This window comes from Rhodococcus sp. NPDC060090 (genome assembly GCF_042729855.1).
In the GTDB taxonomy this organism is placed as follows: domain Bacteria; phylum Actinomycetota; class Actinomycetes; order Mycobacteriales; family Mycobacteriaceae; genus Rhodococcus.
In genome coordinates this window covers 43,823-67,891 of record NZ_JBHWXB010000018.1, presented here as the reverse complement: position 1 = coordinate 67,891, position 24,069 = coordinate 43,823, and the positions used below count along the sequence as shown (strand labels likewise).

Genomic DNA, 24,069 nt, shown 5'->3' with positions numbered 1-24,069 from the left:
TGGAAGCGTGGGAAATCGAAAGGATTTCAGCGGCGGACGGCCGCACCGGCGAGACCGTCGACGATGTAGCGCTGGGCGAGCAAGAAGAGCAGTAGCATCGGCAGAATCACCAGGCTCGTGCCCGCCATGATCGGGCCCCACTGATCGACGCCCTCGGTCTCCTTGAGGAACATCAGACCGATCGGCAAGGTGCGGGCCTGGAGGGTGTTGGTCACCAGCAGCGGCCAGATGAAGTCGTTCCATTCGTCGATCACCGCAATCAATGCGACCGTCACCACCGCGGGCTTCGACATCGGCAGTACGAAATGAATGAGCCGGCGCAGGTGGCCGCAGCCGTCGAGTTCGGCGGCCTCGAGGACTTCCTTGGGGAGCGACAGGAAGTGCTGCCGGAGAAGGAAAGTCCCGAATGCACTGGCCAGGCCGGGCAAGAAGATGCCGGCATAGGTGTTGAGTAGGCCGAGGTTGCCGATCGTGATGTAGTTGATCAGTAGCGTCACGTGACCGGGCACCATGAGCGCGCCGAGTACCGCGAAGAACACGAACTTCTTGCCCGGAAATCGTAGGAATGCGAACGCGTGGGCACTGAAGACGGCAAGCAGAACCTTGAGTGTCGACCCGGCAGCCGTGACGATCACGGAGTTGACGAAGAACTGCCCGAACGGAACTGCCTCCCACGCACGCGCGAAGTGATCGAAGGTGATGGTCGAGGGAATCCACTGCAGCGGCCACTGGTAGATCTCCGCCTCGGGTTTGAACGCCGACGACAGCATCCAGTAGAAGGGGACGAGGAATACCAGGCCGACAGCAATCAGGCCGAGGGTGCCACCGAGACTCCGAATCCGGAACTTGCGAGGGCGTCGAGCGGCGGCGTTGACCGGGGTGATGGACGGTGACTGTTCCGACTGGCGTTCGATCGTAGTGGTCACCGGTAATGCACCTTCTTCTCGACGAACCGCATCTGGACGACCGTGACGACCATCAGCAGGACGAACATGATCATGGCGCCGGCCGCGGCGGATCCGGCCTTGAATTGCCGGAAGCCTTCGTTGTAGATGAACCAACTGAGGGTGGTGGTCGCGCCTGCGGGCCCGCCGCCGGTCATCATCGCAATGAGGTCGAACGATTGGAACGCCCCGATCACCTGGGTGACCAGCAGAAACAGAGTGGTCGGCGACAGCAGCGGCAGTTTGACGTACCGGAAGATCTGCCACCGGTTCGCGCCGTCGAGGCGTGCGGCTTCCAGCACGTCTCCGGGAAGAGACTGCAGGGCGGAGAGATACACGATCGCGACGAAGCCCACGCCCTTCCAGATCGCGACGATGAGCAGAGCCGGCAGTGCCCACTGGCTGGAGGTCGTCCAGTGCGGTGAGTCGAGTCCGAACAGGGAGAACAGGGCGCGGGAGAGTCCGTAGTTGGGATCGAAGAGGAACAGCCAGACTGCGGCGACCGCGGCACCCGAGAGGATATGCGGCGAGAAGGCAAGCGCCGAGGCCGCGGATCGTCCGCGCGCTTTGGTGGTGAAGAGCAGTGCCAGTGCGAGCCCCCCGATAAGGCTCACCCCCACGACTACGACGACCCAGATGAGGGTGATGCGCAGGACCCGCAGGAACGATGGGTCGGTGAGCAGGTGAATGTAGTTCTCGAGCCCCACGAAGGTGGGGCTCGGCGCGATCATGTCCCATCGGGTCAGGCTCAAGTAGGCGTTTCCGATAACGGGCCAGTAGGCGAACACCGCAATCAGCGCCAGGTTCGGGAACGCGAACAGGGCGAACAGGAAATACTCGCGTCGCCGGCGACGGGATCTGTTGCGGTGTGGCGCCGGCTCCGGAACGGGGAGTTCACGAGGTTCTGCCGATGTCGTCCACGCGGGACGCTGGGCTGTCATGGACACGTTCACCCTCCTTTCGTAAATATCAAATGGGTGTTATCAAGTCTGGGGCCGCGATCATGGTGGCACTCGGTGACGAAGCCGTCAACGTGTCGTCGGTGCCTTTGCTGGGGTGATCGGTTTTGGTCCGTGTGCGCGAAAGAAGCTGCAACACAACATATTATTGATTCGTAGGTGATCCGAATCGAACCCTGTACGGGTGAGGTTCGGGTAAAGTCCGATGATTCTTCGGCAGCTGTTCACGACCCGTTAATCACAACAAAAGTGATATAAACAACGTCGATGTCACAAGCGCAGTGGAAGGCATACCGAACATGACGCAACGGAGCATCAGTGAGTCCCGCAGGGAGCGGCTAGACGCGATCCTCGAATGTCTGATTGCGGACGAGACCGAATCGGCGCAGTCCCTGGCCTCACGATTCGGGGTGTCCCTCATGACCGTGCACCGCGACCTCGACGAACTCCAACGGCGCGGTGTGGTCCGTAAGTTCCGCGGCGGTGTGAGTGTGGCGCGTACCAGCACATACGAGATCAGCGCATCGCTCCGGCGTCTCGTGGCCGTACCGCAGAAGAAGGCGATCGCCGCAGTGGCCGCGCGAATGGTCGGACCGGGTCAGTCCGTACTCCTCGACGATTCGACCACCGCCGCAATGATGCTCGATCACCTGCTCGGGATCGAAGACCTGCACATCGTGACCAACTACCTTCCGACGCTGGCTCGCATCGCGCACGAGGGTGGCCCCACTGTCGCTGCGATCGGCGGGACTTTCGACGTCGGGCACGAGTCCTTTCTCGGAGTGGGGGCAGTCGGCGCGATTCGGGCGCTGCGCGTCGATATCGCGTTCTTCTCGACCACCACTGCGGACGTCGACGGCATCTATCACCAGGAGGAGTCCATCGTCGCGGTGAAGTCCGAGATGATGCGTTCGTCGCGGCGGCGGGTGCTGCTCGTCGACTCCGGCAAACTCGGCGACACGTCGTTGCATCAAGTCGCGGAGTGGGGCGGGGTGGACGACCTCGTCACCGATGCGGGTGCCGACGTGAGCCTCCTCGATGCGTTGCGGTCACGCGGAGTCTCCGTGACCGTCGTCGACCCGACACCTCATGGCGAACCGGCCTTTCACGACACAGATTCAGGACCCGGCACCGACGCCGCGGATCAGGACAACGAGGAGAAGTAGTGACCAAAGTGGATTCCGGTGTGCATGCCGTCTTGTGGGACATGGATGGCACACTCGTCGACACCGAACCGTATTGGTTCCGGGCCGAGGCGGAGCTTTGCGCCGAATATGGTGTTGCGTGGAGTGATGAGCAGGCGTCGTCCCTGGTGGGCAATGCGCTTCCGGCGTCGGCCGCGGTGCTGCGGGATGCCGGTGTGGGTCTCGAGATCCGCGAGATCATCGACACCCTAATCGATTCCGTGATCGGACAGATCCGGCAGGAAGTGCCGTGGCGTCCGGGCGCGCGAGAACTTCTCGAGGAAGTGCGCGCGGTGGGCATTCCCTGTGTGATGGTGACGATGAGTGAGACGCGGCTCGCGACCGAGATCGTGGACCTGCTACCGGTGGGAACGTTCGAGTTCTTGGTCACCGGCGACATGGTCGTCAGAGGTAAGCCCGATCCCGAGCCGTACCTGATCGCAGTCGAGAAACTACGCGCCACCTGGGGGGATCTCTCGTTCGACCGGATCGTGGCGATCGAGGATTCGCTGCCCGGGCTGGCGTCGGCGATCGCTGCCGGTGTCGTCACCATCGGTGTGCCCAATGTGGTGGCGCTGCCGGGTGGTCCCGGGCATACCGTGTGGTCGAGCCTCGAAGGGCGGGGCGTTGCTCAGCTGAAGGAACTCGTCGGCGGTCTCTGACGAGTATGTCTCGTCCTGCCTGGAGTGGGTGGTGTCCGTAGAGAACGGACCCCACCCACTCTGTGTCAGGCCTGGGGTATCAGGCGCTGAGGCGCAGTCCGGTCTTCTGGTCGAAGACGTGCAGACCCGACGCATCAGGACGCACACGTACGACAGAATCGGCACGCGGAGGGGCCGCGCCATCGGTGCGCACGGTGACCGGATGGCGCGATTCTCCGATGCTCATGTGCCCGTACAGGTACGCATCGGCACCGAGCTCTTCGACCATGTCGACGACCATGTCCACGCCGTCCCCGTCGCCGGTCAGTCGCAGTGACTCGGGTCGAACGCCGATCGTGACCGAATCAGTTTGCGCGGCACCGAGTATCGAACGCTCCACGGGAATGGTGATGCCGGCGAAATCGACTCCGCCGTCGATGACGGGGACATCGAGCAGGCTCATCGCCGGGGACCCGATGAATCCGGCGACGAAACGGTTCGCGGGACGTGCGTAGAGGTTTCGCGGGGTGTCGATCTGCTGGAGAATGCCTCCGTCGAGAACGGCAACGCGATCGCCCATCGTCATCGCCTCGACCTGATCGTGGGTGACGTACATCGTGGTCACCCCGAGAGTGCGGGTGAGTCGCGCGATCTCGTTGCGCGTCTGCACACGCAGCTTGGCGTCGAGGTTGGACAGCGGCTCGTCCATCAGGAACACCTGCGGACTGCGCACGATGGCCCGGCCCATGGCAACGCGCTGGCGTTGCCCGCCCGACAGGGCCTTCGGCTTGCGATCGAGATACGGTTCGAGGCCGAGCATCCGGGCCGCCTCGACGATACGCCGAGTGCGCTCCTCTTTGGACACTCCACCGATTTTCAACGCGAAGCCCATGTTCTCGGCAACCGTCATATGCGGGTACAGCGCGTAGTTCTGGAAGACCATCGCGATGTCGCGGTCCTTCGAATCGACATCGGTGACATCGGTGTCGCCGATGAACAACCTGCCGTCGTCGATTTCTTCGAGACCGGCGAGCATGCGCAGCGTGGTGGTCTTTCCACAGCCTGATGGTCCGACGAGCACGAGGAATTCGCCGTCCTCGATCTGGAGGTCGAGCTGGTCTACCGCTGCCCGGTCGGAATCAGGGTAGCGGCGGGTCACTCCTGTGAATGTGACTGGTGCCATGAGGACTTCCTTTCACGGGCAGGAACGTGCCCGACGATCCGTGGTGAAGGGACGAGCGTCCGATCCCGTGCATTTCACTCGGTGTGAGTGAACGAATTCCGGGTCTGTGGTGAACGGTTGGTGTCGTACGCGACGACACTCGGGACGCCGTCCTTCCGAACCGTGATGCGGCGGCAGCGGCCGGCGGTATTCGACTTGTCGGCGCGTCTGTTCGTCGCCGGGTTCGACGCTCCGTGGGTGCAGTGCACCCACCCACAGCGGTCCGATTCGCAACTACCATCGGAGAATGCCTTCCAGCGAACTCGGAGATTTCCTTCGGTCACGTCGTGCACGGGTATCTCCTGAGGAGGTAGGACTTCGCAGCTATGGCACCCGGCGGGTCCAGGGACTTCGGCGTGAAGAAGTCGCGATTACCGCCGGGCTCAGTTCCGACTACTACACCCGGTTGGAGCAGGGGCGAGAACGAAACCCGTCCGTGCAGGTTCTCGACGCCCTCTCTCGCGCGTTGCGGCTCGACGCAGATCAGGAGATGCACCTGTACCGGCTGGCTGGGCTGGTGCCGAGCATCCACGGGGCAGGTGCACCCGAATCCGTCGGTTCCGCACTCCGCCAGTTGATGGATACATTCGATTCCACCCCGGCATTCGTACTGAATCGGACGCTCGACATCGTGGCATGCAACCCGCTCGCCGTGGCGCTCTTCTCGCCGTTCACCAGTGCCGACAACCTCGTGCGGATGGTGTTCACCGACCCCGCAGGCACGTCCTTCTACTCCGACTGGCGTCGTGCGGCCCAGGCCACGGTCGCGACGCTCAGGTTGGCCATCGGGCACGATTCGAATGATGCGCGTCTCGTGCGCTTGGTCGACGAGATCTCGGCCGTGAGTTCTGAGTTCCGGGAACTCTGGGAGGAGGGGGAGGTGCGAGGCAAGACCGTGGACGCGAAGAAGTTCGTCCATCCCGACGTCGGCCCCTTGGCACTGACCTTCCATACTTTCGATGTACGCGAGCATCCCGGCCTGCAGATGGTGATCTACCGGGCGGAGCGGGGATCTTCGAGCGATGAGGCGCTGCGGTTGCTCGGTTCCCTCACCGCAACGAGGAACCGGGAGCGAGAGAATGCGAACCCCGAATCACTGAGGTGAGCACTCTCCCGTCCCGGCCTGCCTGATTATTGTGCGCTTGCGACGGGGCGCACGATGATCTCGTTCACATCGACGTCTGCCGGTTGATCGATTGCATACGCGATGGCGCGGGAAATCGCCTCAGCGGGAAGTGCCACAGCGCGATACACCCTCATCTCCTTTCGGGCAGATTCATCCGAAATGCTTTCCGCCAATTCTGATTCCGTCACCCCGGGAGAGACAACGGTGACACGCACGTCTCCGGACGACTCTTGGCGCAGTCCCTCGGAGATCGCCCAGACCGCGTGCTTCGTCGCGCAGTAGACAGCGCCCGTCGGAACCACCTCGTGCGCGCCGACCGAGGCGATGTTGACGATATGTCCGCTCCCTTGTGCCTGCATCACGGGTAGCGCGGCGGCGATGCCGTTGAGGACACCACGAATGTTCACGTCGATCATCCGGTTCCATTCGTCGACCTTCAGGGCCGCGAGCGGAGACAGCGGCATGACGCCGGCATTGTTGACCAAGACGTCGACGCGACCGAAATGTTCACGCGCCGAGGAGACGAACGAACGGACATCGGTTGTGTCCGTGACGTCTACTCTGCGAAACGCTGCGACGCCGCCGGCCGCGACGATCTCTTGCACGAGGTGCTCGAGGTGCTCGGCACGCCGCGCACCGAGAAACACCTGGTGGCCGTCGTCGGCGAGGGCCCGGGCTGTCGCGGCGCCGATCCCGCTGCTCGCCCCCGTGATCAGGACTGTTTTGGGTTCGATCACGACAGTGCGTCCTCTCGGTACAGGACGAGATGCTCATGAAAGAGCACCCCGTCGCGAAGATCTCCGGTTGCGGTGAAACCGCTGTCGTCGACGTACTCGAGGTGGCTCCCAGTCACCGTGTAACTTCCGGTGTACGCACTCCGCCGTGCGCCACGGGCCTCGTCGTAGCGCCCATCGGACCGCAACTCCTGGCGAATGAAGCCGTCCGCTGTCACCCACATGCCGACGACCTCGGCCCGGTTCTCGGTTTCCGTTTTCTCCATCACAACCCTTTCTCGACTCGGTGATCCGAGTCTTGCGAGATTCAGGGCGCGTGGGCAGGACGTGGTGAGACCGGGTGCCGCGCACCCTGTCGGGCCATAGGCGTCATCCTCCGTGGCGGAGTGGATTCCGATGCACGGTGGAGTGGCCGTTGTCGCGGACGAGAACATCGTCGAACGCGGCGATGAGGCCGTCCGGGAACCACCGCGCCCCATGGTCGCTGCTGGTCGCGACGACGGTGAGGTTGCGGTCTCGTGCGGTGGTCACCAGATCGGTCAGGCGCTCGCGGTCGGGGAGATCCAACTTTGCGATCGTCGTCGAGAGTCCCGCGAGCAGCAGCAGCCGCCTGGGCCCGGCGGCTGCTGAGTCCAACTCTGTGAGCATGCGCCCGATCCCCTCTGGGGTGTCCGCCCAGGATGCGCCCCAGTCGGTTGCGTTTCGGGACCCGGCGAGCCAGTGGTGGCGATGATGGGGATCGGCGACGAACAGCTCGTGGGTGCGCCTGGACAGCACGCCCGTCGCCATGAGTGTGAGGGGCAGATTGGGGAAATTCTCGGTGTCGCGTTGATGCACGAGCAGGTTGCGTCCGGCGGTCACTGCCCAGGACACGATGGCGCCCGCGCCGTCGCGCCCGAACGGGACGACGAGACTGTCCGCTCGATCCTGCGAGCGGCACACCGCCCGGACCCGGGCGTTGTCGCTGCGGGACCGGCCGGAATACGACCGAACCGCGTTTGAACAGCTTCGATGCGTGGGCGGGATGACGGGATGCGCCATGTCGTGGTCCGTTCCGTGTCGGCGATGTCCGAATCTGTGTTCGATACCGCAGTCACGCTAGCGGCAGGCACCGACAAGAGTTCGCGCGTTCGACTCGGTCACCATTCCCGACCGGCGTGTCGTGCCTGGATGCGTGACCTGTCCGGCGAAGGTGAGGTGTGACGACGTGGCTCAGAATTGTTCTCCTCGCGATCGGCGGCTACCTAGCGGGTGTGGTTCTCGCAGCTCCGGATGCCGAGACGTACCCGATGGCGGTCGGGTTCGGTCCGGGGCCGGTGTTGACGTCCGCGATGACTGCGTCCGCAGTCGGAGCGACCGTGGCGGCACTCGTCGCCGCCGGTACTCGGCACCGAACCCCTACGATCGTGGCGGTTGTGGCCGGGGCGCTGGCAGTGGGAGTGGTCGCATTGCCCGGCGCGTGGCGCTTCGACATGTACGTCGCGACGATCGGTGCGGGAGCCCTGCTCGGTGGCCTCGTGGTGACGTGCTTCGGAATGCGCCGAGCACAGCTGCAGGCGGTGCTGACAGGTGCAGTAGTAGCAGGACTGGTGACTGCCGAACCGATAGCCGAGTTTCGTGACTTCACCTCGATGCCGAGGCGGTATGCAGACTACGTGCCGGTCGATACCCAACTGGTCAATACGGTGTGGCTGGTCCTGGCGGCCATCACTTTCGTTGCAGGCGTATCGACGTGGGTGGTCGGCCGTGGAGACGATGCTTCGGTCGACGAACGTCGAGGGAGCGCCAGAGAACTGCTGATCGGCATCGGTCTACCGCTCGTCGGTGTGGGCCTGCACTGGTCGTTCGAAAACGCCGTGGCGTCGTTGAGTGCGGAACGACCGGAGGCCGGTAAGTGGGTGCTGGGCATTGGTGCGGTGGTGGTCGTGATCGCTGCGGCGTTGTGGCTTCGGGAACGGTCGGGAATGATCCTCCTGGCGGCGATGGCATTCGCCGTGGTGGGGCGCGAGGCGGTCTCGTGGTCTCCCGAGGTGTGGCCGCTGTTGTCGGTGCCGATCCTGCTCGCCGGGGTGGGTGCGTGGCTCGGTCGCCGCACGCCGCGGCCATTGGCCGGTATCGGTGTCCTGGCGATCGTGGCCGCCTCGTCGATCGTCGGTAGCTCGCCGTGGGACACCGTGCACATCGCCGCGACCCTCTTCGTGGTGCCGGTCGCAGCTGCCTACACGATCGTCGCGTCCCTGCCGTCGACCACGACGGTGACGGCGACGGCGTTGGCGCTGCCCGCGGTGATGGTGTTGCCGCTGGTGGCGCAGTTCGGGTGGACCGGCTACGCACCGCTCACGCAGGATCTCGACAGCTGGTCGCCGAGTTCGTGGACATGGGTGTCGTCGGCGGTGTCGGTGACCGCGGTGCTGGCACTCGGGGCTGCGACGGCGTGGTTGCGGTACCGCCGGCCGACCGATACGCCCGGCCCGAGGTGAGTGCGCGAGCATCAGATCTACATGACGGATCGAGAGTTGCTCAACGCTGTGGGTTGACTCTCGATGCACCTTGCGACGGTTCGTGTCGTCACAGCGCCCGTAACCCGTACATGTATGTGGTGAGGTATTCCTCGATGACCGGTGTCCGGATCTCGTCGACCTCGGGAATCGTGATGAGCAGCGCGTAGAGGCCCACGAGGAACGACACCCCGTTGTGGAAGACATCGACGTCGGCGGGGATGTCGCCGCGTTTCTGGGTGCGCCGGAACTCCTCGACGACCGCCACGATCACCGGATGATCCGTCGATTCCTCCGAGGGCGGTCGTGTCGTGGAGAAATGCAGTGCGAGGAAATCTTTGAACAGGCGGTTGCCGAGTCGAGTCTCGAGCTCCTGAAGGACCCGCACAATTTCGGTGAGTGCGCTCCGAAGATCGTGGATCGTTGCGAAGACCTTCGCGAGTTCCGCGGCCATGCGCTCTTCCTCGCGCTTCTCCAACTCGATCAGGACGTGCTCTTTCGTCGGAAAGTGGAAGAAGAACGTGCCGTGCGAAACGCCTGCCGCCGCGACGATGGCCCTGATGTCCGCAGCCACGATGCCGTCACGGGCGAACTCCGCCACCGCTGCGCCTAGGAGCCTCTCGCGCGTCTGCAGTCCCTTAGTTCCGCGCACCACCGCCTTGCCCTTCACCATTCGTGATCCGTCCTGCCCGGTTCGACTGTTTCGCTGTGAGGCTATCGCAAAGCAAAAAACTTGACTCAACACAGAAATTTCTTCCCCTGCTCCCGCGTATATGGCCGAGTGGTCACCGGGTTACTGCCGCGGGGCAGGGGCTGTGCGGGAGGTCGCGCCACGCTCTGACGCTAGTCAGGCAGCGTAAATCCGTTATCTCTCACAAAATCCGGTCTATCTCTGGCTATATCCGCTTTTTTGCGGTGTAGGGTACTCAAATATTGACACAAGTCAGTTTGGAGCGATGGGACCGTGCCGGTGATGGACAAGTTGTCAGGCCGCATTCCTCCTGCGCACACCCGATCATTCGACTGGAGGCCGGACGATGTGGCTCGACATTCTGAGATTGCTGGTTGCGTGGGGTTCGATGGGCGCGGTCATCGCGTTCTGGTACTGGGTGTTTTCCAATATCGGCACCTTCTGATCGTGTCGGGATCGGACACTGGAGTGCGACCGTGACCGCCGCGGCCACTTCGCCGCTGACGATCGAGCGGAGCTGTGCCCTCACCGCGGTGGCGTTCTCCGAGGGGCGTCGTGACGACGCACGTCTCATCTCCGGCGAGCGACGCAGTTTCGGGTTGAGCGGCACCCGGCGGGTGGTTCAGGTCCCGTACCCGCCGCCGGTCGAAGACTGGAGTCTTCGGACATTGACATGTGGTGTGGCACTGCAGTGCTCACCGTCGAAGGACCGGATTGCCCACTATCCCCTACATGAACTGTCCGCCCGCGAACGCGCGGCACTCACCGTCGTCGAAGGCAACGTCGCACTGGGGTGGGTCGGGGCCAGGTGGCCGGGGCTGCTGCCGGACCTGACCCGATTACTGCCGGGGCACGACCCGGTCGACGGCGATACCGACAGTGTCGACATGCTTCGGATGACCGACACGCTGGCTCGGTCTCGTGAACCACTGACCGTGCATCCTGTTCTCGGCCGGCTCCCGCTGGAGGAGCATCCACGCACAGGCTTCGCGGCCGCAGCGAAACGTATGTACGGGCGGATGCCGTGGTCGTCACCCCGATCCGCTTCGGTGCGGTTGATGTCGATTCCGGTCGGCGGTGACGGCGGTGTCCGCAACCCCAACCTGCCGCCGCCGAGCAGACCCGAGGATGAGGAACCCGAGATCCGGCCCGACGCACGAGTCGGCATCCCATATCCGGAATGGAACGCATGGCGCGATGCATTCCTCCCGGATCACGTCGCAGTGCTCGAGAGTCGGATGTCGACCGGATCGGCTGTGCCGATTCCCGTTGCCGCCGACGTGCGCCGCTGGTTCGAGCGCAACACGCACCGAGCCGTCGCGAATCGTCTCGAGGACGGATCCGACCTGGATATCGACGCGTATCTCGATCACCACATCGACACGATCACCGGCTACGTGACCGACGCCCGGATCTTCCGGGACCTGCTCCCCGGTTTCCGCGACGTGACGACGGCCCTTCTCCTCGACGGAAGTTCGTCGTTGGGCGTTCACGGCGGCAAGGTCTTCGCGCTGGAGCTCGCGTGCGCCGATGCGCTCTCCCGCGCGATGCGGCTGGCTCGTGAACGCCACGGGATTTTCGTGTTCAGCGGTAACACCCGCCATCGGGTGGAAGTGCGCTGCCTCAAGGACTTCGGCGACCGACACCTCGTCGTGCCCAGCGCCTCAGGTGTGACGACCGGCGGCTACACCAGGCTCGGGGCGCCGCTGCGGCACCTGACGAGACGACTGCTCGACCAACCGTCGGAACGACGACTCCTGCTCGTGGTCGGCGACGGACTTGTCTCCGATGAGGGATACGAAGGCCGATACGCGTGGGCGGACGTCGCCCACTCGGTGGAAGAAGCGGAGGAAGCGGGTGTCTGCGTGTACTACATCGGGGTGGGTCCCGCCCGCGTCGATCCGTTGCCGGAGGTATTCGGACCGGCGCGATCCCAACGTATCCACCGCGTCGAGGACCTTCCGCAAGTGCTCGCGCACGTGCATCGGGAGTTGGTGACGGAATGAACGACAGCGCCCTGTACTACGCATCCGGCAACGAGATCGACCTCTTCGAACGATCGTTCCGGCAAAGACTACCGGTGATGCTGACCGGACCGACCGGATGCGGCAAGACCCGCTTCGTCGAGCACATGGGCGAACTTCTCGGCTCCCCGGTTGTCACGGTCAGCTGCCACGACGATCTCACCAGTTCCGACCTCGTGGGTAGATTCACGGTATCCGGCGGTGATGTCGTATGGCACGACGGACCACTGACCAGCGCGGTCAGGAACGGTGCGATCTGCTACCTCGACGAAGTCGTCGAAGCCCGCCACGATTCGTTGGCGATCCTGCACTCGGTGACCGATCATCGCCGGACCCTCTACCTCGATCGGGCGGGGGAGGTGGTGCCTGCGCCCGCCTCATTCATGCTGGTGTGTTCCTACAACCCGGCATACCGAAGTTCTTTCAAGGACCTCAAACCCTCGTTCCGCCAGCGTTTCGTGACCCTGCCGCTCGACTACCTTCCGCCCGAACGCGAAGTCGACGTCGTCGTCGCAGAGACCGGCGTCGACCGTGGCGTAGCCGAGAGGCTCGTTGCATGCGCGGTGGGCATCCGCACCACCGACGACGTCTTCCATTTCGAACCGCCGTCCACCCGTGTGCTGGTCACCGCCGCCTCGCTGGTTGTCGCGGGAGCGAGTGTGAGCGAAGCAGCAGAAGCGTCGATTCTCGCGCCGTTGAGCACCGACGGCGCAATCACCGGTGGCCTGCGAGAAGTGGCAGCCGCAACGCTGCTCGGCCCAGACGATCAGCGCATCCGGCTCGAAACGTAAGGAGACCCGATGAACGAACAGGACCGCCGCCGCAAACGTGGCCTCATCGCCTTTCAGGTTTTCGCGTACGGGTTCCTGTTGTCGCAGTTCCTGATCCAGCTCTACCTGTCTGTGGTGCGAGGGTGGTGGGGGACGCCGTGAATCTTCCGACCTTCAACCTGAGGAAATCCGATACCGCGACGCCCAGCGGGGGTTATGACGAACACCAGGAGGAGTCCCGCCGCGCGCAACGTACCGCCGACTATTGGCTGACCGCCGGAACCTTGCTCATGGGCACTCTCGTGCTCGGCATCGTCGGGCTGCCGATCTTCCTGCGAGGCGTGTGGCTGCAACGTCGGGCCCAGCAGTCCGGATTGTCGGTGCGGCCTGTGATCGTCACGCTCATCGGATACCTCGTCATCCTGGATGCGGCTCTCAACAGCATCGGCTGGGCACTGGATCTGATTGCCAACCACACCCTCATCAACCGCGTGATCCTCACTGCGTGGGGGAACATGTTCGACGCGGGCTATTTCTGGCACTACAACGAACTGTGGATCGGTGGCGCGGCCGGACCGGGAGAGAAGGGCTGGGAAGTCGCCCTGATGCTCACGGTGTTCCCCATGCGTATCGCGGCGGGAATCGCATTCCTGCAGATGAAGCGGTGGGGACACCAGTGGATGATCGTCACCTGCTGGATGGGGCTGGTCATCTGGATCGGCTACACGTTCAACATGACGATGTATGCCGATGTCCGCTACGACGGCGTGGTGCTGCCCGTGATCGGCTGGTGGCTGTACGACATCTTCTATATCACCCCGTTCCTGGCAATTCCTTACCTGCATACCGTCAATCGAGAGATTTTCTCCGACTGAGATGTGCCCTTGCCGGGCGCAGAAGGGAAAGTCACGTGAAGAAGGCGTCATCGGACAACGAACCCGGGGCGGACGATCTGCCGCTCGGAACCACACCCGCGTTCGCTCGGATGCACAAGTGGATCAAGCGCGGCGTGTTCGTGTGCCTGTTCGCACTCGTCATCGAGGGGGCCTTCACGGTTCCCGCTCTCGCGATCTGGTACGGCTGGCCTCAACTGTCATTCCAGGAGATCTGTTCCGAACTCATGAAGGTCCGCTACTCGGACGACACCGTGGACTGCGAATACCCGTACCCGTTGTTCGGCCCGCCGGAAGGGGCAGCGGTCAAGGACTCGGCCGAGGACGCATGGGGGATCCAACCGACCCCCGGATGGGAACACGTAGGTTTCCGTGAACTGGTCCGCAATCACGAAGAGCGGGAGGGACGTTAGCTCGGGCTGGGCTACAGCTGGTTTGCCGGGCGAGTACGTATTCGGCGACCTGACCGGAGGCACTCCGCGACCGACACAGGGGAGGACGTGGCGCCGACCATCCGCGTGCACGACCTGCGGCACACCTCTATCAGGCTACTGCGGATCCCGGCGAAGGTGTGCACGGCGATGATGGCCGGACGCGGCCGCACTTCACCAACAGGGAAGAGCCGGCCCCACTGTCAGGGTCAGGGCCTGCCTCTTGTGTCTGTGATGGGACCACAGCGGGGGCTTCTGGGACCGTTGACGGAACCATGAGGGCGGTCGCCGTCCGGGTAGTGCGGTGACCTGTATGAAGCGTGGTGCCCCCGGTGAGACTCGAACTCACACTGGACGGGTTTTGAATCCGTTTCCTCTGCCAATTGGGATACGGGGGCGTGGTGCGGAGACCACTGTAAGGGATGGATGTGCAGGGTGCGAACACCGGTACCCTTCAAACGTTCGATTCCCTCACGGGGGCATCCGCAGCGAGAGGGGAAGGGCCCGCCATGACAGCCGTGCCGCAGGACGACAACGCCGCGACGAAGAGAGTCGTCGTCGCCGAAGACGAGGCGTTGATCAGGCTCGATCTGGTCGAAATGCTGCGCGAAGAGGGGTACGACGTGGTCGGCGAAGCGGGCGACGGGCAGCGCGCCGTGGAGCTCGCAGAGGAACTGAAACCCGACCTCGTGATCATGGATGTGAAGATGCCGCGCCGCGACGGAATCGATGCCGCATCCGAAATCGCGCAGAAGCGCATCGCTCCTGTGGTCATTCTCACAGCGTTCAGTCAGCGTGAACTCGTCGAACGGGCGCGTGACGCGGGAGCCATGGCGTACCTGGTCAAGCCGTTCTCGAAGAGCGACCTGGTCCCGACCATCGAGGTGGCGGTGAGCCGGTTCGCCGAAGTCCGCGAACTCGAACGCGAAGTACAGGGACTGTCCGAGCGGTTCGAGACCCGCAAGCTCGTCGACCGGGCCAAGGGGACGTTGATGGACAAACATGCAATGACCGAACCGGAGGCCTTCCGCTGGATCCAGCGCGCCGCGATGGACCGGCGCACCACGATGAAGCAGGTCGCCGAGGTGATCATCGAGAGCCTGGGGGAGACCGCCGGCTGAGTGTCGGCGCGGGTCGCACCGCTCAGTTCGTCCGGGTGGTCGTGGACGTCGTACCCGGTCCCTAGACTGGCACGCGTGACCCGTGCATCAGCTTCGCCCTCGACCACCCCGGCCGCCGACGACCGCCCGACCCTTCTGCTGCTCGACGGACATTCGCTGGCGTTCCGCGCGTTCTACGCGCTACCGGCCGAGAACTTCAGAACCACCAGCGGGCAGACCACCAACGCGGTGTACGGGTTTACCTCGATGCTCATCAATCTTCTCCGCGACGAGAAGCCGTCTCACGTCGCGGCCGCATTCGACGTGAGCCGCAAGACATTCCGCGCCGAGATGTATGCCCCCTACAAGGCTCAGCGCAGCGCTGCTCCCGACGAATTCAAGGGCCAGATCGATGTCACCAAAGAGGTGCTCGGTGCCATGGGTATCCCCGTCATGGCGGAGGAAGGGTACGAGGCCGACGACATCATTGCGACCCTCACCACCCAGGCCACGGCGCTCGGTTACAAGGTGCTCGTCGTCACCGGGGATCGCGACGCACTGCAGTTGGTCACCGACGACGTCACCGTGCTCTACCCGAAACGGGGCGTCTCCGAACTGACGCGCTTCACCCCCGAAGCCGTGGAGGAGAAGTACGGGCTCACCCCGGCGCAGTACCCGGACTTCGCGGCCCTCCGCGGAGACCCGAGCGACAACCTCCCCGGCATTCCGGGTGTCGGTGAGAAGACCGCCACCAAGTGGATCCGCGAATTCGGCAGCCTCACCGATCTGGTCGATCGCGTCGACGAGGTTCGGGGCAAGGTGGGTGACGCACTGCGCGAGAATTTGTCGAACGTGCTGATGAATCGTCAGCTCACCGAGATGGTGCGCGAAGTACCGCTGCCGTACGCGCCGGAGGCCCTCGCCCTCGCACCGTGGGACCGCGACCGGATCCACCTCTTGTTCGACGACCTCGAATTCAAGGTTCTACGCGATCGCCTCTTCGAGACACTCACGTCGGCCGAACCCGAGGCCGACGAGGGATTCGAGGTGCGCGGCGGCGTCGTCGAGCCGGGTGAGCTCGCCGCCTGGTTGGCAGAGCACGCGCCTGCCGGGCAGCGGCACGGACTGTCCGTCGCCGGTTCCGGCACCCCCTACGGGGGCGACGCGTCGGCCGTCGCGATCGCGGCAGCCGACGGTGAGGGCGCGTACGTGACGACGGTGTCGCTGACCCCGGAGGACGACACGGCCCTTGCCGCGTGGCTTGCCGATCCCGCCGTGGAAAAGGCTCTGCACGAAGCGAAATCGGCCATGCACGCGCTACGCGGTCGTGGCTGGAGGCTCGTCGGCGTCACCAGCGACACCGCGCTGGCGGCCTATCTCGTACGCCCCGGGCAACGCAGCTTCAAACTCGACGACCTCTCACTGCGTTATCTCAAGCGCGAACTGCGCGTCGAAGATACCGGCGCCCAGCAACTGTCGTTGCTCGACGACGAGGACGCCACCGACAAGCAGGCCGCCGAAGGCGAGATCTTGCGGGCCCGCGCCGTCGTCGACCTCGCTGCGGCGCTCGATTCCGAACTCACCGACATCGAGTCGGCGCGGCTGCTCACCGAGATGGAACTGCCTTTGCTCGAGGTGCTCTCCGACCTCGAGGCCACCGGTATCGCGGTCGATTCCACGCACTTGCACGACCTGCAGGCCGGCTTCGCCGCCGATGTCACCGCCGCAGCGAACGCTGCGTACGAGGTGATCGGTAAGCAGATCAACCTCGGCTCACCGAAGCAGCTGCAGGTCGTGCTGTTCGACGAACTCGAGATGCCGAAGACCAAGAAGACCAAGACCGGCTACACCACCGACGCCGACGCCCTGCAGAACTTGTTCGAGAAGACCGGGCATCCGTTCCTCGAGCATATGCTCGCGCACCGCGAGTCCACCAGGATGAAGACCACCGTCGACGGCCTCATCAAGTCGGTCGCCGACGACGGTCGCATCCACACCACTTTCAACCAGACGGTCGCGGCAACGGGGCGTCTGTCCTCCACCGAGCCGAACCTGCAGAACATCCCGGTACGCACCGACGCGGGACGGCAGATCCGCAACGGTTTTGTGGTGGGTAGCGGATACGACCTGCTCCTGACCGCCGACTACAGCCAGATCGAGATGCGCATCATGGCGCACCTGTCCGGAGACGAAGGCCTGATCGAGGCGTTCAACACCGGGGAGGACCTGCACAGTTTCGTGGGTTCCCGGGCGTTCGGCGTGCCGATCGAAGAGGTCACCGCAGAGCTGCGTCGACGGGTCAAGGCGATGTCCTACGGCCTGGCCTACGGGCTCAGTGCCTACGGTCTCGCGCAACAGCTGAAGATCTCGACCGACGACGCGCGCGAGCAGATGGAGGCGTACTTCACCCGTTTCGGTGGCGTGCGCGACTACCTGCACAATGTCGTCGAGGAAGCCCGCAAGGTGGGCTACACCTCGACTCTCTACGGGCGCCGCCGCTACCTGCCGGACCTGACGAGCGACAACCGGCAGCGCCGAGAGGTCGCCGAACGGGCTGCGCTCAATGCGCCGATTCAGGGCACCGCCGCCGACATCATCAAGGTCGCGATGATCGACGTGCAGAAAGCACTCGGCGACGCCGGCCTGCAGTCGCGGATGCTGCTGCAGGTCCACGACGAACTCGTACTCGAGGTCACCACCGATGAACGTGAGCGTGTCGAGGAGATCGTCCGCAGCAAGATGGATTCGGTGATCGAACTGTCGGTGCCGCTCGAGGTGTCGGTCGGCTACGGCCGCAGCTGGGACGCCGCGGCCCACTGACCGTAGCACTGTCTGCCGACAGGTCCTATCGACAGCAGCGCGGCTCAATCCCGAGAGGGAATCGAGCCGCGCTGTGGTGGATCGGGTCAGCCCTGGGCGTTCGACGCTTCGTCGATCTGCTTGCGCACATCGTCCATGTCGAGAGCCTTGACCTGCGAAACCAGGTCTTCGAGTGCGGCCGGCGGCAGTGCGCCTGCCTGGTTGTAGACCAGGATGCCTTCGCGGAATGCCATGATCGTGGGGATCGAGCGGATGTTTGCAGCGGCCGCGATCGACTGCTCGGCCTCGGTGTCGACCTTCGCATGAACCACGTCGGGATGCTTATCCGACGACGATTCGAATGTCGGTGCGAACTGCTTGCAGGGGCCGCACCAATCGGCCCAGAAGTCCACGAGCACGATGTCGTTGTTGGTGACGACCTCGTCGAAGGTCTGCTGGGTGAGAGCTTGGGTTGCCACGGTGGTCCTTTCGGTTCGGTCGTGTCGACGGGTGCAACAGCGAGCCGCCCCCATTTCTTCCGCCACGCTACGCGAGGCCGGTCACCCGGGGGCGGCGCTTGCGCGGTTCACATCACTCGACCGGGGCCAACTCTGCGGACCGGAAGGCCCGGCGGTACGCCTGGGGTGTGGTGCGGCGAAGACGCAGGAAATGCTGCCTGAGCACCGACGCGGTGCCGAAGCCGACACGGTCGGCAACGACATCGATCGGCAGATCGCTGTTCTCGAGAAGCTGCTGTGCAGCGAACACCCGCTGATCGCGGATCCACCGTGCCGGCGTCGTACCGGTTTCCTGCCTGAACCGTCGCGCGAAGGTCCGCAACGACATGTGTGCCTGTTCTGCGAGGGCCGTCACCGACAATTCGCGGTGCAGGTTCTCGGTGATCCAATCGAGTAGCGGGGCGATCGAGTCGTCGGTGCATTCGGAAAGCGGTGTGGTCACGTACTGGGCCTGCCCGCCGTCGCGGTGCGGGGGGACGACCATACCTCGCGCGATCGTGTTGGCGATGTGCGAACCCTGGGCGGTCCGCACGATGTGCAGGACCAGATCGATGCTGGCGGCGGTGCCTGCGCTCGTCAGCACCGGATGCTCATCGACATACAGTACATCGCGATCGACTCGGGCCGACGGATACATCGCGGCGAGCCGGTCTGCGTACCGCCAATGGGTGGTGCAGCGGCGGTCGTCGAGAAGACCGGCGGCGGCGAGGACGAAAGCGCCCGTGCACAGACTCGCGACCGGAGTCCCCCGATCGACTGCGCTCCGCAGTTTCTCGAACAGCGGCTCGAGGACGGCGAGATCGGGGCTGCCGCTTCGCACGAACTCGGGATCGGTCAGTTCCCCTATCCAGGTGCCGCCGGGAGGCACGATGATCAGGTCTGCGTCGTCGAGGCGGTCGAGATCATACGGTACGTCGATGGAGTAGCCGTACTTCGTGGTGACGGGTTCGGTGCTGCCCGCGACGAGCGCGAACTCATATTCGGGCAGGCCGTCGTCCGCGAGGTCGCCTCCGAAGACTTCGCAGGCGACACCGAGTTCGAACATCACGATGCGCGGGAGGAGGGGCACGACCACGTTGCGAAGCATGAAACCCAGTCTCCCCGCACAGTGGCAGAAAATCGAACGATTGCCTCAATTCTGCCACCGTTGGCGGGGTCAGCAGAGCCGCCACTCCTGTTTCGCGGTACCGTCCCAGCGGCGGATCCGGTTCGCCGTACCGGCCGGGTCACCCGGGGTCCGGTGGACCGAGATCACTGCGGCGCCGACCCGATCGGCGGGCACCCGCCGTGCCAGCGTTACGTGCGGAGTCCATTCACCCGGGCGGATGTGCGCCGGAATCCCGGGGCACTGTGCGAACGCGGAGAACACACGGGCCTGCAGTTCCAGCAGCGGTACCGAGGGCACGACAAGTCGCGCCACCGTCGCGTGACGACCTCCGAAGAGGACCACACCACCGAGGTGCACAGGCACCTCGACCCCGGAGAGGGCTGCACGCGCAGCCTCCTCCGCTTCCCGCGGGATCGATTCCGCCACGAACAGCGTGATGTGCGGCCGATTGGACTCGGTGCGGACCCGAGCCTGACTGTCGACGCCGGCCGCACGCAAGCTCTCCCACTGCTCGCGGACATGACCGTCGAGCCGATCATCGAGTAGCAACTCCACCGACTGCACCATGATGCGCAATGATGGCGCGGCGACCCACGAGACTGCAACGGCGACCCACGAGACGCAGCCATGCTTCTCGAGCGTCTCACCATCCCGAAGTCGCAGCTGTGTCGTCCGCGACATGATCTCGGGTCGACTCGAACACCGCGTCCGGTACAGATTTGCAGACACGCAGATCCCTCCGGTCTACTGTTCGACTGTGGATGGACCAGCTCACCCCCGTGTACTGCAGACCCGGCTCGGGGGTGCTGTCGCCGCAATGCTGTTCGTCCTCGCAACCCTGACCGGCTGCGTCATCAACTCCGAATCCACCGTCCCTCCCGGCGAACGGGTGCACGCCGAGCGCGTCGACGCACTCGCCGAGCAACTCCCACCCGCAACCGCCGCGGCAGGGCAATTGAAGGTGGGGTCGAACGTGCCGTATGCCCCCAACGAGTTCAAGGACGACGACGGCACCATCGTCGGATTTGCTGTCGAACTCGTGCAGGCGATCGGCGACGTGCTCGGCGTCGAGGCGGTGTTCCACGAGGCGGACTTCGACCGGATCATCCCGGCGGTGCAGTCCGGAACCTTCGATCTCGGTTCGTCGTCATTCACCGACACTCTCGAACGTGAACAGTCCGTCGACTTCGTCACCTACTTCAGCGCAGGCATCCAATGGGCCCAGCGCGTCGGCGAACCGGTCGACCCCGACAACGCCTGCGGGTTGAGAGTGGCCGTGCAGACGACCACCATCGAAGACATCGAAGAGGTCCCGGCGAAGAGCCAGGCCTGCACGGACGCAGGACTTCCGCCCATCGAGAAGATCAAGTACGACAGCCAGGACGAAGCCGCCAACGCCTTGATCCTCGGCCGCGTCGACGCGCTGTCTGCCGATTCCCCGGTGACCGCCTACGTGATCGAACGCAGTGAGGGTCGCCTCGAATCCGCCGGCCCCCTGTTCGACGCGGCGCCCTACGGATTCGTCGTCGGGAAGGGTGCTCCGATGGGCCCTGTCCTGCAACAGGCGATGCAGCACCTGATCGACTCGGGGGCATACCAGCAGATCGCCGACCGCTGGGGCGTGACCGAGGGGACGATCACCATGTCGCAGATCAATGCGGCGACGAGCTGAGGAAGGGTTCCGATGAGTCAGCACACGCAATCCGGTGCGGCCGAAACCGAACCGGAACCGATCCGGGCGGTCCCGCTCCGTCGTCCCGGCAGGTGGATCGCGGGAGCCCTCGTGGTGATCGCGGTGGTGTTGCTCGCCTGGGGGGCAGCAACCAACGGGGCCTACCGCTGGGACATCTACGGTCAGTACCTGTTCGACCGCCGGATCACCGAGGCAGCATGGAACACGGTGCAGTTGACCGTGCTCGCCATGCTCATCGCCGTCGTCCTCGGCGTGATCCTCGCCGTGATGCGCCTGTCGTCGAATCCGGTGCTCACATCCGTGGCGTGGGTGTACCTGTGGGTCTTCCGCGGTACCCCGGTATACGTCCAGCTCGTGCTGTGGGGTCTGTTCCCGTCGATCTACAAGCAGCTCGACATCGGAATCCCCTTCGTGCACCAGTTCTTCCACATCGATCTGCAGTCGCTCAATGCGGCATTCCTGTTCGCCGTGATCGGCCTTGCGCTCAACGAAGCGGCGTACATGGCCGAAATCGTCCGCGCCGGAATCGGTTCGGTGCCCGAAGGTCAGCTGGAAGCCTCCACCGCGTTGGGCATGTCGTGGTCGCAGACGATTCGGCGGACGGTGCTCCCGCAGGCCATGCGTGTGATCATCCCGCCCACAGGCAACGAACTCATCAGCATGCTCAAGACCACCTCGCTGGTCGCTGCCGTGCCGTACACCGCCGAGTTGTACGCGAGGGCACGGGACATCGCGGGCTCCAACTTTCAGCCGATTCCGTTGTTCCTCGTGGCAGCGACCTGGTACCTGGCGATCACGAGCATTCTCATGGTCGGTCAGTATTTCGTCGAGAAGCACTATTCGAAGGGCATGAGCCGGCACCTGACCGCACGCCAGCTCCAGGCACTCGCGGACGCCGAGGGCAAGGCCGTCGTCATCCAACCGGAGCCGCCGACAGACCCGACCATCCCCGGAGGTGAGCGCAAGTGACCGCGCAAGGCCAGATGACCGAGCCGGACGACGCTCCCATGGTGCGGGCCGATCGGGTGTGCAAGAACTACGGTGCCGTCAAAGTGCTCAAAGGGATCTCGCTCGAGGTGCAGCGCGGGGAGGTGACGTGCCTGATCGGCCCGTCGGGCTCGGGTAAGTCGACGTTCCTGCGGTGCATCAACCATCTCGAACGGGTGAACGCGGGACGACTCTATGTCGACGGCACACTCGTCGGCTACGCCGAACGCGGCGGCAAACTCCACGAACTGCATCCGCGCACGGCCGCGAAACAGCGCCGCGACATCGGGATGGTCTTCCAGCACTTCAACCTGTTCCCGCATCGGACGGTGCTCGCCAACGTCATCGAGGCGCCGATCCTGGTGAAGAAGATGCGTCGCAGCGAGGCCACCGAGAGGGCACGCGACCTGCTGTCGAAGGTCGGGTTGGGCAACAAGGCCGACGCGTATCCTGCTCAGCTGTCGGGTGGTCAGCAGCAGCGTGTCGCGATCGCACGGGCACTGGCGATGGAACCGAAGCTCATGCTGTTCGACGAACCCACCTCGGCGCTGGACCCGGAACTGGTGGGGGAGGTGCTCTCCGTGATGCGCGACCTCGCCGATGGCGGCATGACCATGGTGGTGGTCACCCACGAGATGGGGTTCGCGCGGGAGGTCGCCGATCAGCTGGTGTTCATGGACGGCGGAGTCGTCGTCGAGGCGGGGTCGCCCCGGGATGTGCTCAGCAATCCGCAGCAGGAGCGGACCCGCGAATTTCTCGCCCGTGTGCGGGGCTGATGCGGGCACAGAAGATCGCGGTGCCAGGGAAGATCTCGCCTCGCAACGGGCTCCACTGACCCCACTCCCTGTCGAGATGCTCGGGCCAGTCGGGTTCGACGATGTCGTAGACCTCGAAGCCGGCTGCGACCAGTTCCCGGACCCGATCGCCGATGGTGCGGTGATGCTCGACGTAGGTGGCGACTCCGTCGTGGTCGACCTCGACATACGGGGTGCGGTCGAAATAGGGGAACATCGCGACCAGTCCGCGCTCGCCCGGATCGTCGGGGAATATCCACCGCATCGGGTGGTTGACCGAGAACACCCACCGTCCACCGGGACGCAGCACCCGCGCGACCTCACGCATCACCTGCGCCGAATCGGCGACGAACGGGACGGCACCGAATGCCGAGCACGCGATATCGAAACTGTTGTCGGCGAACGGCAGATTCTCCGCGCCGGCCTGCACGAGAGGCACGCGCGGTCCACCCCGGTCCATCGCGTCGACGCCCCGCGAGAGCATGCCCATCGACAGATCGAGCCCGACGGCTCGGGCACCCTCTCCGGCGAGCCAGCGTGCACACGGCGCAGACCCGCAACCCAGTTCGAGGATGTCCTTACCGCGGACGTCACCGAGGAGATGGACGTCGCCTTCGTGCAGGCCCTCCGGGCACCATACGAATTCGCCCGCGGCCGAATCCACTCCGAGGAACTCGCCGTGGGTGAGGTGATAGTCGCCGGCGTCGGCGTCCCACCAGGTGCGGCTTGCGTGTTCACTGTCGCGACTGCCCACGCCGGCACGACCGGCCTTCGACGTGCCGAGCAGGGCATTGGCGGTGGCGTGACGAGGATCGGGCGGCAGGGGCGCGTCGGACATGGGAAACAGCGTAGGACGTGCGGTGTAGGTGATTCACAGCCGGGACGCGCAACGGAAGACGTTGACGTATGAGTGTGAGATCGAACATACTCGCCGCGGGGGCCGGGGCATCGAT

Annotated in this window: 25 protein-coding genes and 1 tRNA gene; 14 read left to right on the top strand and 12 right to left on the bottom strand. The window is 64.4% G+C overall.

Features of this window, described 5'->3' with window-relative positions:
• Window positions 1-26 precede the first annotated feature (26 nt).
• Both ACFWCF_RS22170 and ACFWCF_RS22165 read right to left on the bottom strand, forming a co-directional pair.
• The gene (locus tag ACFWCF_RS22170) at window positions 27-926 is read right to left on the bottom strand and encodes a carbohydrate ABC transporter permease (protein ID WP_378566071.1); all 900 of its coding nucleotides are present in this window, start codon (window positions 924-926) and stop codon (window positions 27-29) included.
• Complete coding sequence (locus ACFWCF_RS22165) at window positions 923-1,885, bottom strand: carbohydrate ABC transporter permease (RefSeq protein ID WP_378566176.1); 963 nt, start codon at window positions 1,883-1,885, stop codon at window positions 923-925. The genes ACFWCF_RS22170 and ACFWCF_RS22165 overlap by 4 nt, the downstream gene beginning before the upstream one ends.
• A gap of 317 nt (window positions 1,886-2,202) precedes the next feature.
• On the opposite strand from ACFWCF_RS22165, the gene ACFWCF_RS22160 reads away from it, so the two are divergent.
• Both ACFWCF_RS22160 and ACFWCF_RS22155 read left to right on the top strand, forming a co-directional pair.
• A complete protein-coding gene (locus tag ACFWCF_RS22160; RefSeq protein ID WP_378566068.1) occupies window positions 2,203-3,069 on the top strand; it encodes a DeoR/GlpR family DNA-binding transcription regulator in 867 nt (288 codons plus the stop codon).
• Window positions 3,069-3,749: an HAD family hydrolase gene (locus ACFWCF_RS22155; protein ID WP_378566065.1), complete on the top strand. Its 681-nt coding sequence runs from the start codon at window positions 3,069-3,071 to the stop codon at window positions 3,747-3,749. Before ACFWCF_RS22160 ends, ACFWCF_RS22155 begins: the two co-directional genes overlap by 1 nt.
• 79 nt (window positions 3,750-3,828) lie before the next feature.
• Here ACFWCF_RS22155 and ACFWCF_RS22150 read toward each other — a convergent pair whose 3' ends face one another.
• Entirely contained in the window at window positions 3,829-4,911 is a 1,083-nt protein-coding gene (locus ACFWCF_RS22150) for an ABC transporter ATP-binding protein (RefSeq protein ID WP_378566062.1), read from the bottom strand.
• Between the two features lie 286 nt (window positions 4,912-5,197).
• On the opposite strand from ACFWCF_RS22150, the gene ACFWCF_RS22145 reads away from it, so the two are divergent.
• Window positions 5,198-6,055 (top strand): helix-turn-helix domain-containing protein, encoded by an 858-nt coding sequence (locus ACFWCF_RS22145; RefSeq protein WP_378566059.1) that lies wholly within the window; start codon window positions 5,198-5,200, stop codon window positions 6,053-6,055.
• 26 nt (window positions 6,056-6,081) lie between these two features.
• On the opposite strand, the gene ACFWCF_RS22140 is transcribed toward ACFWCF_RS22145, so the two are convergent.
• The 3 genes from ACFWCF_RS22140 to ACFWCF_RS22130 all read right to left on the bottom strand — a co-directional run bounded on the left by ACFWCF_RS22140 (window position 6,082) and on the right by ACFWCF_RS22130 (window position 7,851).
• Window positions 6,082-6,813: an SDR family oxidoreductase gene (locus ACFWCF_RS22140; RefSeq protein ID WP_378566056.1), complete on the bottom strand. Its 732-nt coding sequence runs from the start codon at window positions 6,811-6,813 to the stop codon at window positions 6,082-6,084.
• Window positions 6,810-7,076 (bottom strand): Atu4866 domain-containing protein, encoded by a 267-nt coding sequence (locus tag ACFWCF_RS22135; RefSeq protein ID WP_378566053.1) that lies wholly within the window; start codon window positions 7,074-7,076, stop codon window positions 6,810-6,812. Before ACFWCF_RS22135 ends, ACFWCF_RS22140 begins: the two co-directional genes overlap by 4 nt.
• 103 nt (window positions 7,077-7,179) lie before the next feature.
• Complete coding sequence (locus ACFWCF_RS22130; RefSeq protein ID WP_378566050.1) at window positions 7,180-7,851, bottom strand: hypothetical protein; 672 nt, start codon at window positions 7,849-7,851, stop codon at window positions 7,180-7,182.
• A gap of 158 nt (window positions 7,852-8,009) precedes the next feature.
• Between ACFWCF_RS22130 and ACFWCF_RS22125 the strand changes: the two genes are divergently transcribed.
• On the top strand, window positions 8,010-9,290 hold the full coding sequence (locus ACFWCF_RS22125) for a hypothetical protein (protein WP_378566047.1): 1,281 nt from the start codon (window positions 8,010-8,012) through the stop codon (window positions 9,288-9,290).
• Window positions 9,291-9,378: 88 nt separating this feature from the next.
• On the opposite strand, the gene ACFWCF_RS22120 is transcribed toward ACFWCF_RS22125, so the two are convergent.
• Window positions 9,379-9,981 (bottom strand): TetR/AcrR family transcriptional regulator, encoded by a 603-nt coding sequence (locus ACFWCF_RS22120; RefSeq protein ID WP_378566044.1) that lies wholly within the window; start codon window positions 9,979-9,981, stop codon window positions 9,379-9,381.
• Window positions 9,982-10,475: 494 nt separating this feature from the next.
• On the opposite strand from ACFWCF_RS22120, the gene ACFWCF_RS22115 reads away from it, so the two are divergent.
• Genes ACFWCF_RS22115 through ACFWCF_RS22095 form a run of 5 tightly spaced genes read left to right on the top strand, consistent with a single transcriptional unit; the run spans window position 10,476 to window position 14,099 of the window.
• On the top strand, window positions 10,476-12,005 hold the full coding sequence (locus ACFWCF_RS22115) for a nitric oxide reductase activation protein NorD (RefSeq protein WP_378566041.1): 1,530 nt from the start codon (window positions 10,476-10,478) through the stop codon (window positions 12,003-12,005).
• A complete protein-coding gene (locus tag ACFWCF_RS22110) occupies window positions 12,002-12,814 on the top strand; it encodes a CbbQ/NirQ/NorQ/GpvN family protein (RefSeq protein WP_378566038.1) in 813 nt (270 codons plus the stop codon). Before ACFWCF_RS22115 ends, ACFWCF_RS22110 begins: the two co-directional genes overlap by 4 nt.
• A gap of 9 nt (window positions 12,815-12,823) precedes the next feature.
• Window positions 12,824-12,955 carry a hypothetical protein gene (locus ACFWCF_RS22105; protein WP_378566035.1) on the top strand — a complete coding sequence of 44 codons (132 nt, stop codon included), beginning with the start codon at window positions 12,824-12,826 and terminating at the stop codon, window positions 12,953-12,955.
• A 17-nt stretch (window positions 12,956-12,972) separates the two neighbouring features.
• A complete protein-coding gene (locus ACFWCF_RS22100; protein ID WP_378566173.1) occupies window positions 12,973-13,668 on the top strand; it encodes a hypothetical protein in 696 nt (231 codons plus the stop codon).
• Window positions 13,669-13,703: 35 nt separating this feature from the next.
• Window positions 13,704-14,099: a hypothetical protein gene (locus tag ACFWCF_RS22095; protein WP_378566032.1), complete on the top strand. Its 396-nt coding sequence runs from the start codon at window positions 13,704-13,706 to the stop codon at window positions 14,097-14,099.
• A 339-nt stretch (window positions 14,100-14,438) separates the two neighbouring features.
• Here ACFWCF_RS22095 and ACFWCF_RS22090 read toward each other — a convergent pair.
• Window positions 14,439-14,515: transfer RNA gene (locus tag ACFWCF_RS22090), tRNA-Leu, on the bottom strand.
• Between the two features lie 111 nt (window positions 14,516-14,626).
• On the opposite strand from ACFWCF_RS22090, the gene ACFWCF_RS22085 reads away from it, so the two are divergent.
• Together ACFWCF_RS22085 and polA are read left to right on the top strand one after the other, a co-directional pair.
• On the top strand, window positions 14,627-15,238 hold the full coding sequence (locus ACFWCF_RS22085) for an ANTAR domain-containing response regulator (RefSeq protein WP_378566029.1): 612 nt from the start codon (window positions 14,627-14,629) through the stop codon (window positions 15,236-15,238).
• Window positions 15,239-15,313: 75 nt separating this feature from the next.
• Window positions 15,314-18,037, top strand: coding sequence for a DNA polymerase I (gene polA / locus ACFWCF_RS22080; protein ID WP_378566026.1), 2,724 nt, complete (start codon window positions 15,314-15,316; stop codon window positions 18,035-18,037).
• Between the two features lie 86 nt (window positions 18,038-18,123).
• On the opposite strand, the gene trxA is transcribed toward polA, so the two are convergent.
• The 3 genes from trxA to ACFWCF_RS22065 form a co-directional block, all read right to left on the bottom strand.
• Entirely contained in the window at window positions 18,124-18,495 is a 372-nt protein-coding gene (gene trxA / locus ACFWCF_RS22075; protein ID WP_378566023.1) for a thioredoxin, read from the bottom strand.
• 112 nt (window positions 18,496-18,607) lie between these two features.
• Window positions 18,608-19,621: a GlxA family transcriptional regulator gene (locus ACFWCF_RS22070; protein WP_378566020.1), complete on the bottom strand. Its 1,014-nt coding sequence runs from the start codon at window positions 19,619-19,621 to the stop codon at window positions 18,608-18,610.
• Window positions 19,622-19,690: 69 nt separating this feature from the next.
• Window positions 19,691-20,209: a 2'-5' RNA ligase family protein gene (locus ACFWCF_RS22065; RefSeq protein ID WP_378566170.1), complete on the bottom strand. Its 519-nt coding sequence runs from the start codon at window positions 20,207-20,209 to the stop codon at window positions 19,691-19,693.
• A gap of 250 nt (window positions 20,210-20,459) precedes the next feature.
• Here ACFWCF_RS22065 and ACFWCF_RS22060 point away from each other — a divergent pair, with 250 nt between their 5' ends.
• The 3 genes from ACFWCF_RS22060 to ACFWCF_RS22050 are packed head-to-tail and all read left to right on the top strand — an operon-like array spanning window position 20,460 to window position 23,098.
• Window positions 20,460-21,314 carry an ABC transporter substrate-binding protein gene (locus ACFWCF_RS22060; protein ID WP_378566168.1) on the top strand — a complete coding sequence of 285 codons (855 nt, stop codon included), beginning with the start codon at window positions 20,460-20,462 and terminating at the stop codon, window positions 21,312-21,314.
• A gap of 12 nt (window positions 21,315-21,326) precedes the next feature.
• A complete protein-coding gene (locus ACFWCF_RS22055) occupies window positions 21,327-22,304 on the top strand; it encodes an amino acid ABC transporter permease (protein WP_378566017.1) in 978 nt (325 codons plus the stop codon).
• Window positions 22,305-22,342: 38 nt separating this feature from the next.
• Window positions 22,343-23,098 carry an amino acid ABC transporter ATP-binding protein gene (locus ACFWCF_RS22050; protein WP_378566165.1) on the top strand — a complete coding sequence of 252 codons (756 nt, stop codon included), beginning with the start codon at window positions 22,343-22,345 and terminating at the stop codon, window positions 23,096-23,098.
• Here ACFWCF_RS22050 and ACFWCF_RS22045 read toward each other — a convergent pair.
• Window positions 23,043-23,954 carry a class I SAM-dependent methyltransferase gene (locus tag ACFWCF_RS22045; RefSeq protein WP_378566014.1) on the bottom strand — a complete coding sequence of 304 codons (912 nt, stop codon included), beginning with the start codon at window positions 23,952-23,954 and terminating at the stop codon, window positions 23,043-23,045. The two genes, ACFWCF_RS22050 and ACFWCF_RS22045, sit on opposite strands and share 56 nt — an antisense overlap.
• Window positions 23,955-24,069: the final 115 nt, after the last annotated feature.

Excerpts from the sequence above, each read along its gene's own strand:
- ACFWCF_RS22065 (WP_378566170.1), bottom strand. The coding sequence starts at position 20,209 with ATGGTGCAGTCGGTGGAGTTGCTACTCGATGATCGGCTCGACGGTCAT.
- ACFWCF_RS22085 (WP_378566029.1), top strand. The coding sequence starts at position 14,627 with ATGACAGCCGTGCCGCAGGACGACAACGCCGCGACGAAGAGAGTCGTC.
- ACFWCF_RS22160 (WP_378566068.1), top strand. The coding sequence starts at position 2,203 with ATGACGCAACGGAGCATCAGTGAGTCCCGCAGGGAGCGGCTAGACGCG.
- ACFWCF_RS22120 (WP_378566044.1), bottom strand. The coding sequence starts at position 9,981 with ATGGTGAAGGGCAAGGCGGTGGTGCGCGGAACTAAGGGACTGCAGACG.
- ACFWCF_RS22050 (WP_378566165.1), top strand. The coding sequence starts at position 22,343 with ATGGTGCGGGCCGATCGGGTGTGCAAGAACTACGGTGCCGTCAAAGTG.
- ACFWCF_RS22135 (WP_378566053.1), bottom strand. The coding sequence starts at position 7,076 with ATGGAGAAAACGGAAACCGAGAACCGGGCCGAGGTCGTCGGCATGTGG.
- ACFWCF_RS22060 (WP_378566168.1), top strand. The coding sequence starts at position 20,460 with ATGCTGTTCGTCCTCGCAACCCTGACCGGCTGCGTCATCAACTCCGAA.
- ACFWCF_RS22045 (WP_378566014.1), bottom strand. The coding sequence starts at position 23,954 with ATGTCCGACGCGCCCCTGCCGCCCGATCCTCGTCACGCCACCGCCAAT.
- ACFWCF_RS22150 (WP_378566062.1), bottom strand. The coding sequence starts at position 4,911 with ATGGCACCAGTCACATTCACAGGAGTGACCCGCCGCTACCCTGATTCC.
- ACFWCF_RS22130 (WP_378566050.1), bottom strand. The coding sequence starts at position 7,851 with ATGGCGCATCCCGTCATCCCGCCCACGCATCGAAGCTGTTCAAACGCG.
- ACFWCF_RS22165 (WP_378566176.1), bottom strand. The coding sequence starts at position 1,885 with ATGACAGCCCAGCGTCCCGCGTGGACGACATCGGCAGAACCTCGTGAA.
- ACFWCF_RS22145 (WP_378566059.1), top strand. The coding sequence starts at position 5,198 with ATGCCTTCCAGCGAACTCGGAGATTTCCTTCGGTCACGTCGTGCACGG.
- ACFWCF_RS22105 (WP_378566035.1), top strand. The coding sequence starts at position 12,824 with ATGAACGAACAGGACCGCCGCCGCAAACGTGGCCTCATCGCCTTTCAG.
- ACFWCF_RS22110 (WP_378566038.1), top strand. The coding sequence starts at position 12,002 with ATGAACGACAGCGCCCTGTACTACGCATCCGGCAACGAGATCGACCTC.
- ACFWCF_RS22070 (WP_378566020.1), bottom strand. The coding sequence starts at position 19,621 with ATGCTTCGCAACGTGGTCGTGCCCCTCCTCCCGCGCATCGTGATGTTC.
- ACFWCF_RS22055 (WP_378566017.1), top strand. The coding sequence starts at position 21,327 with ATGAGTCAGCACACGCAATCCGGTGCGGCCGAAACCGAACCGGAACCG.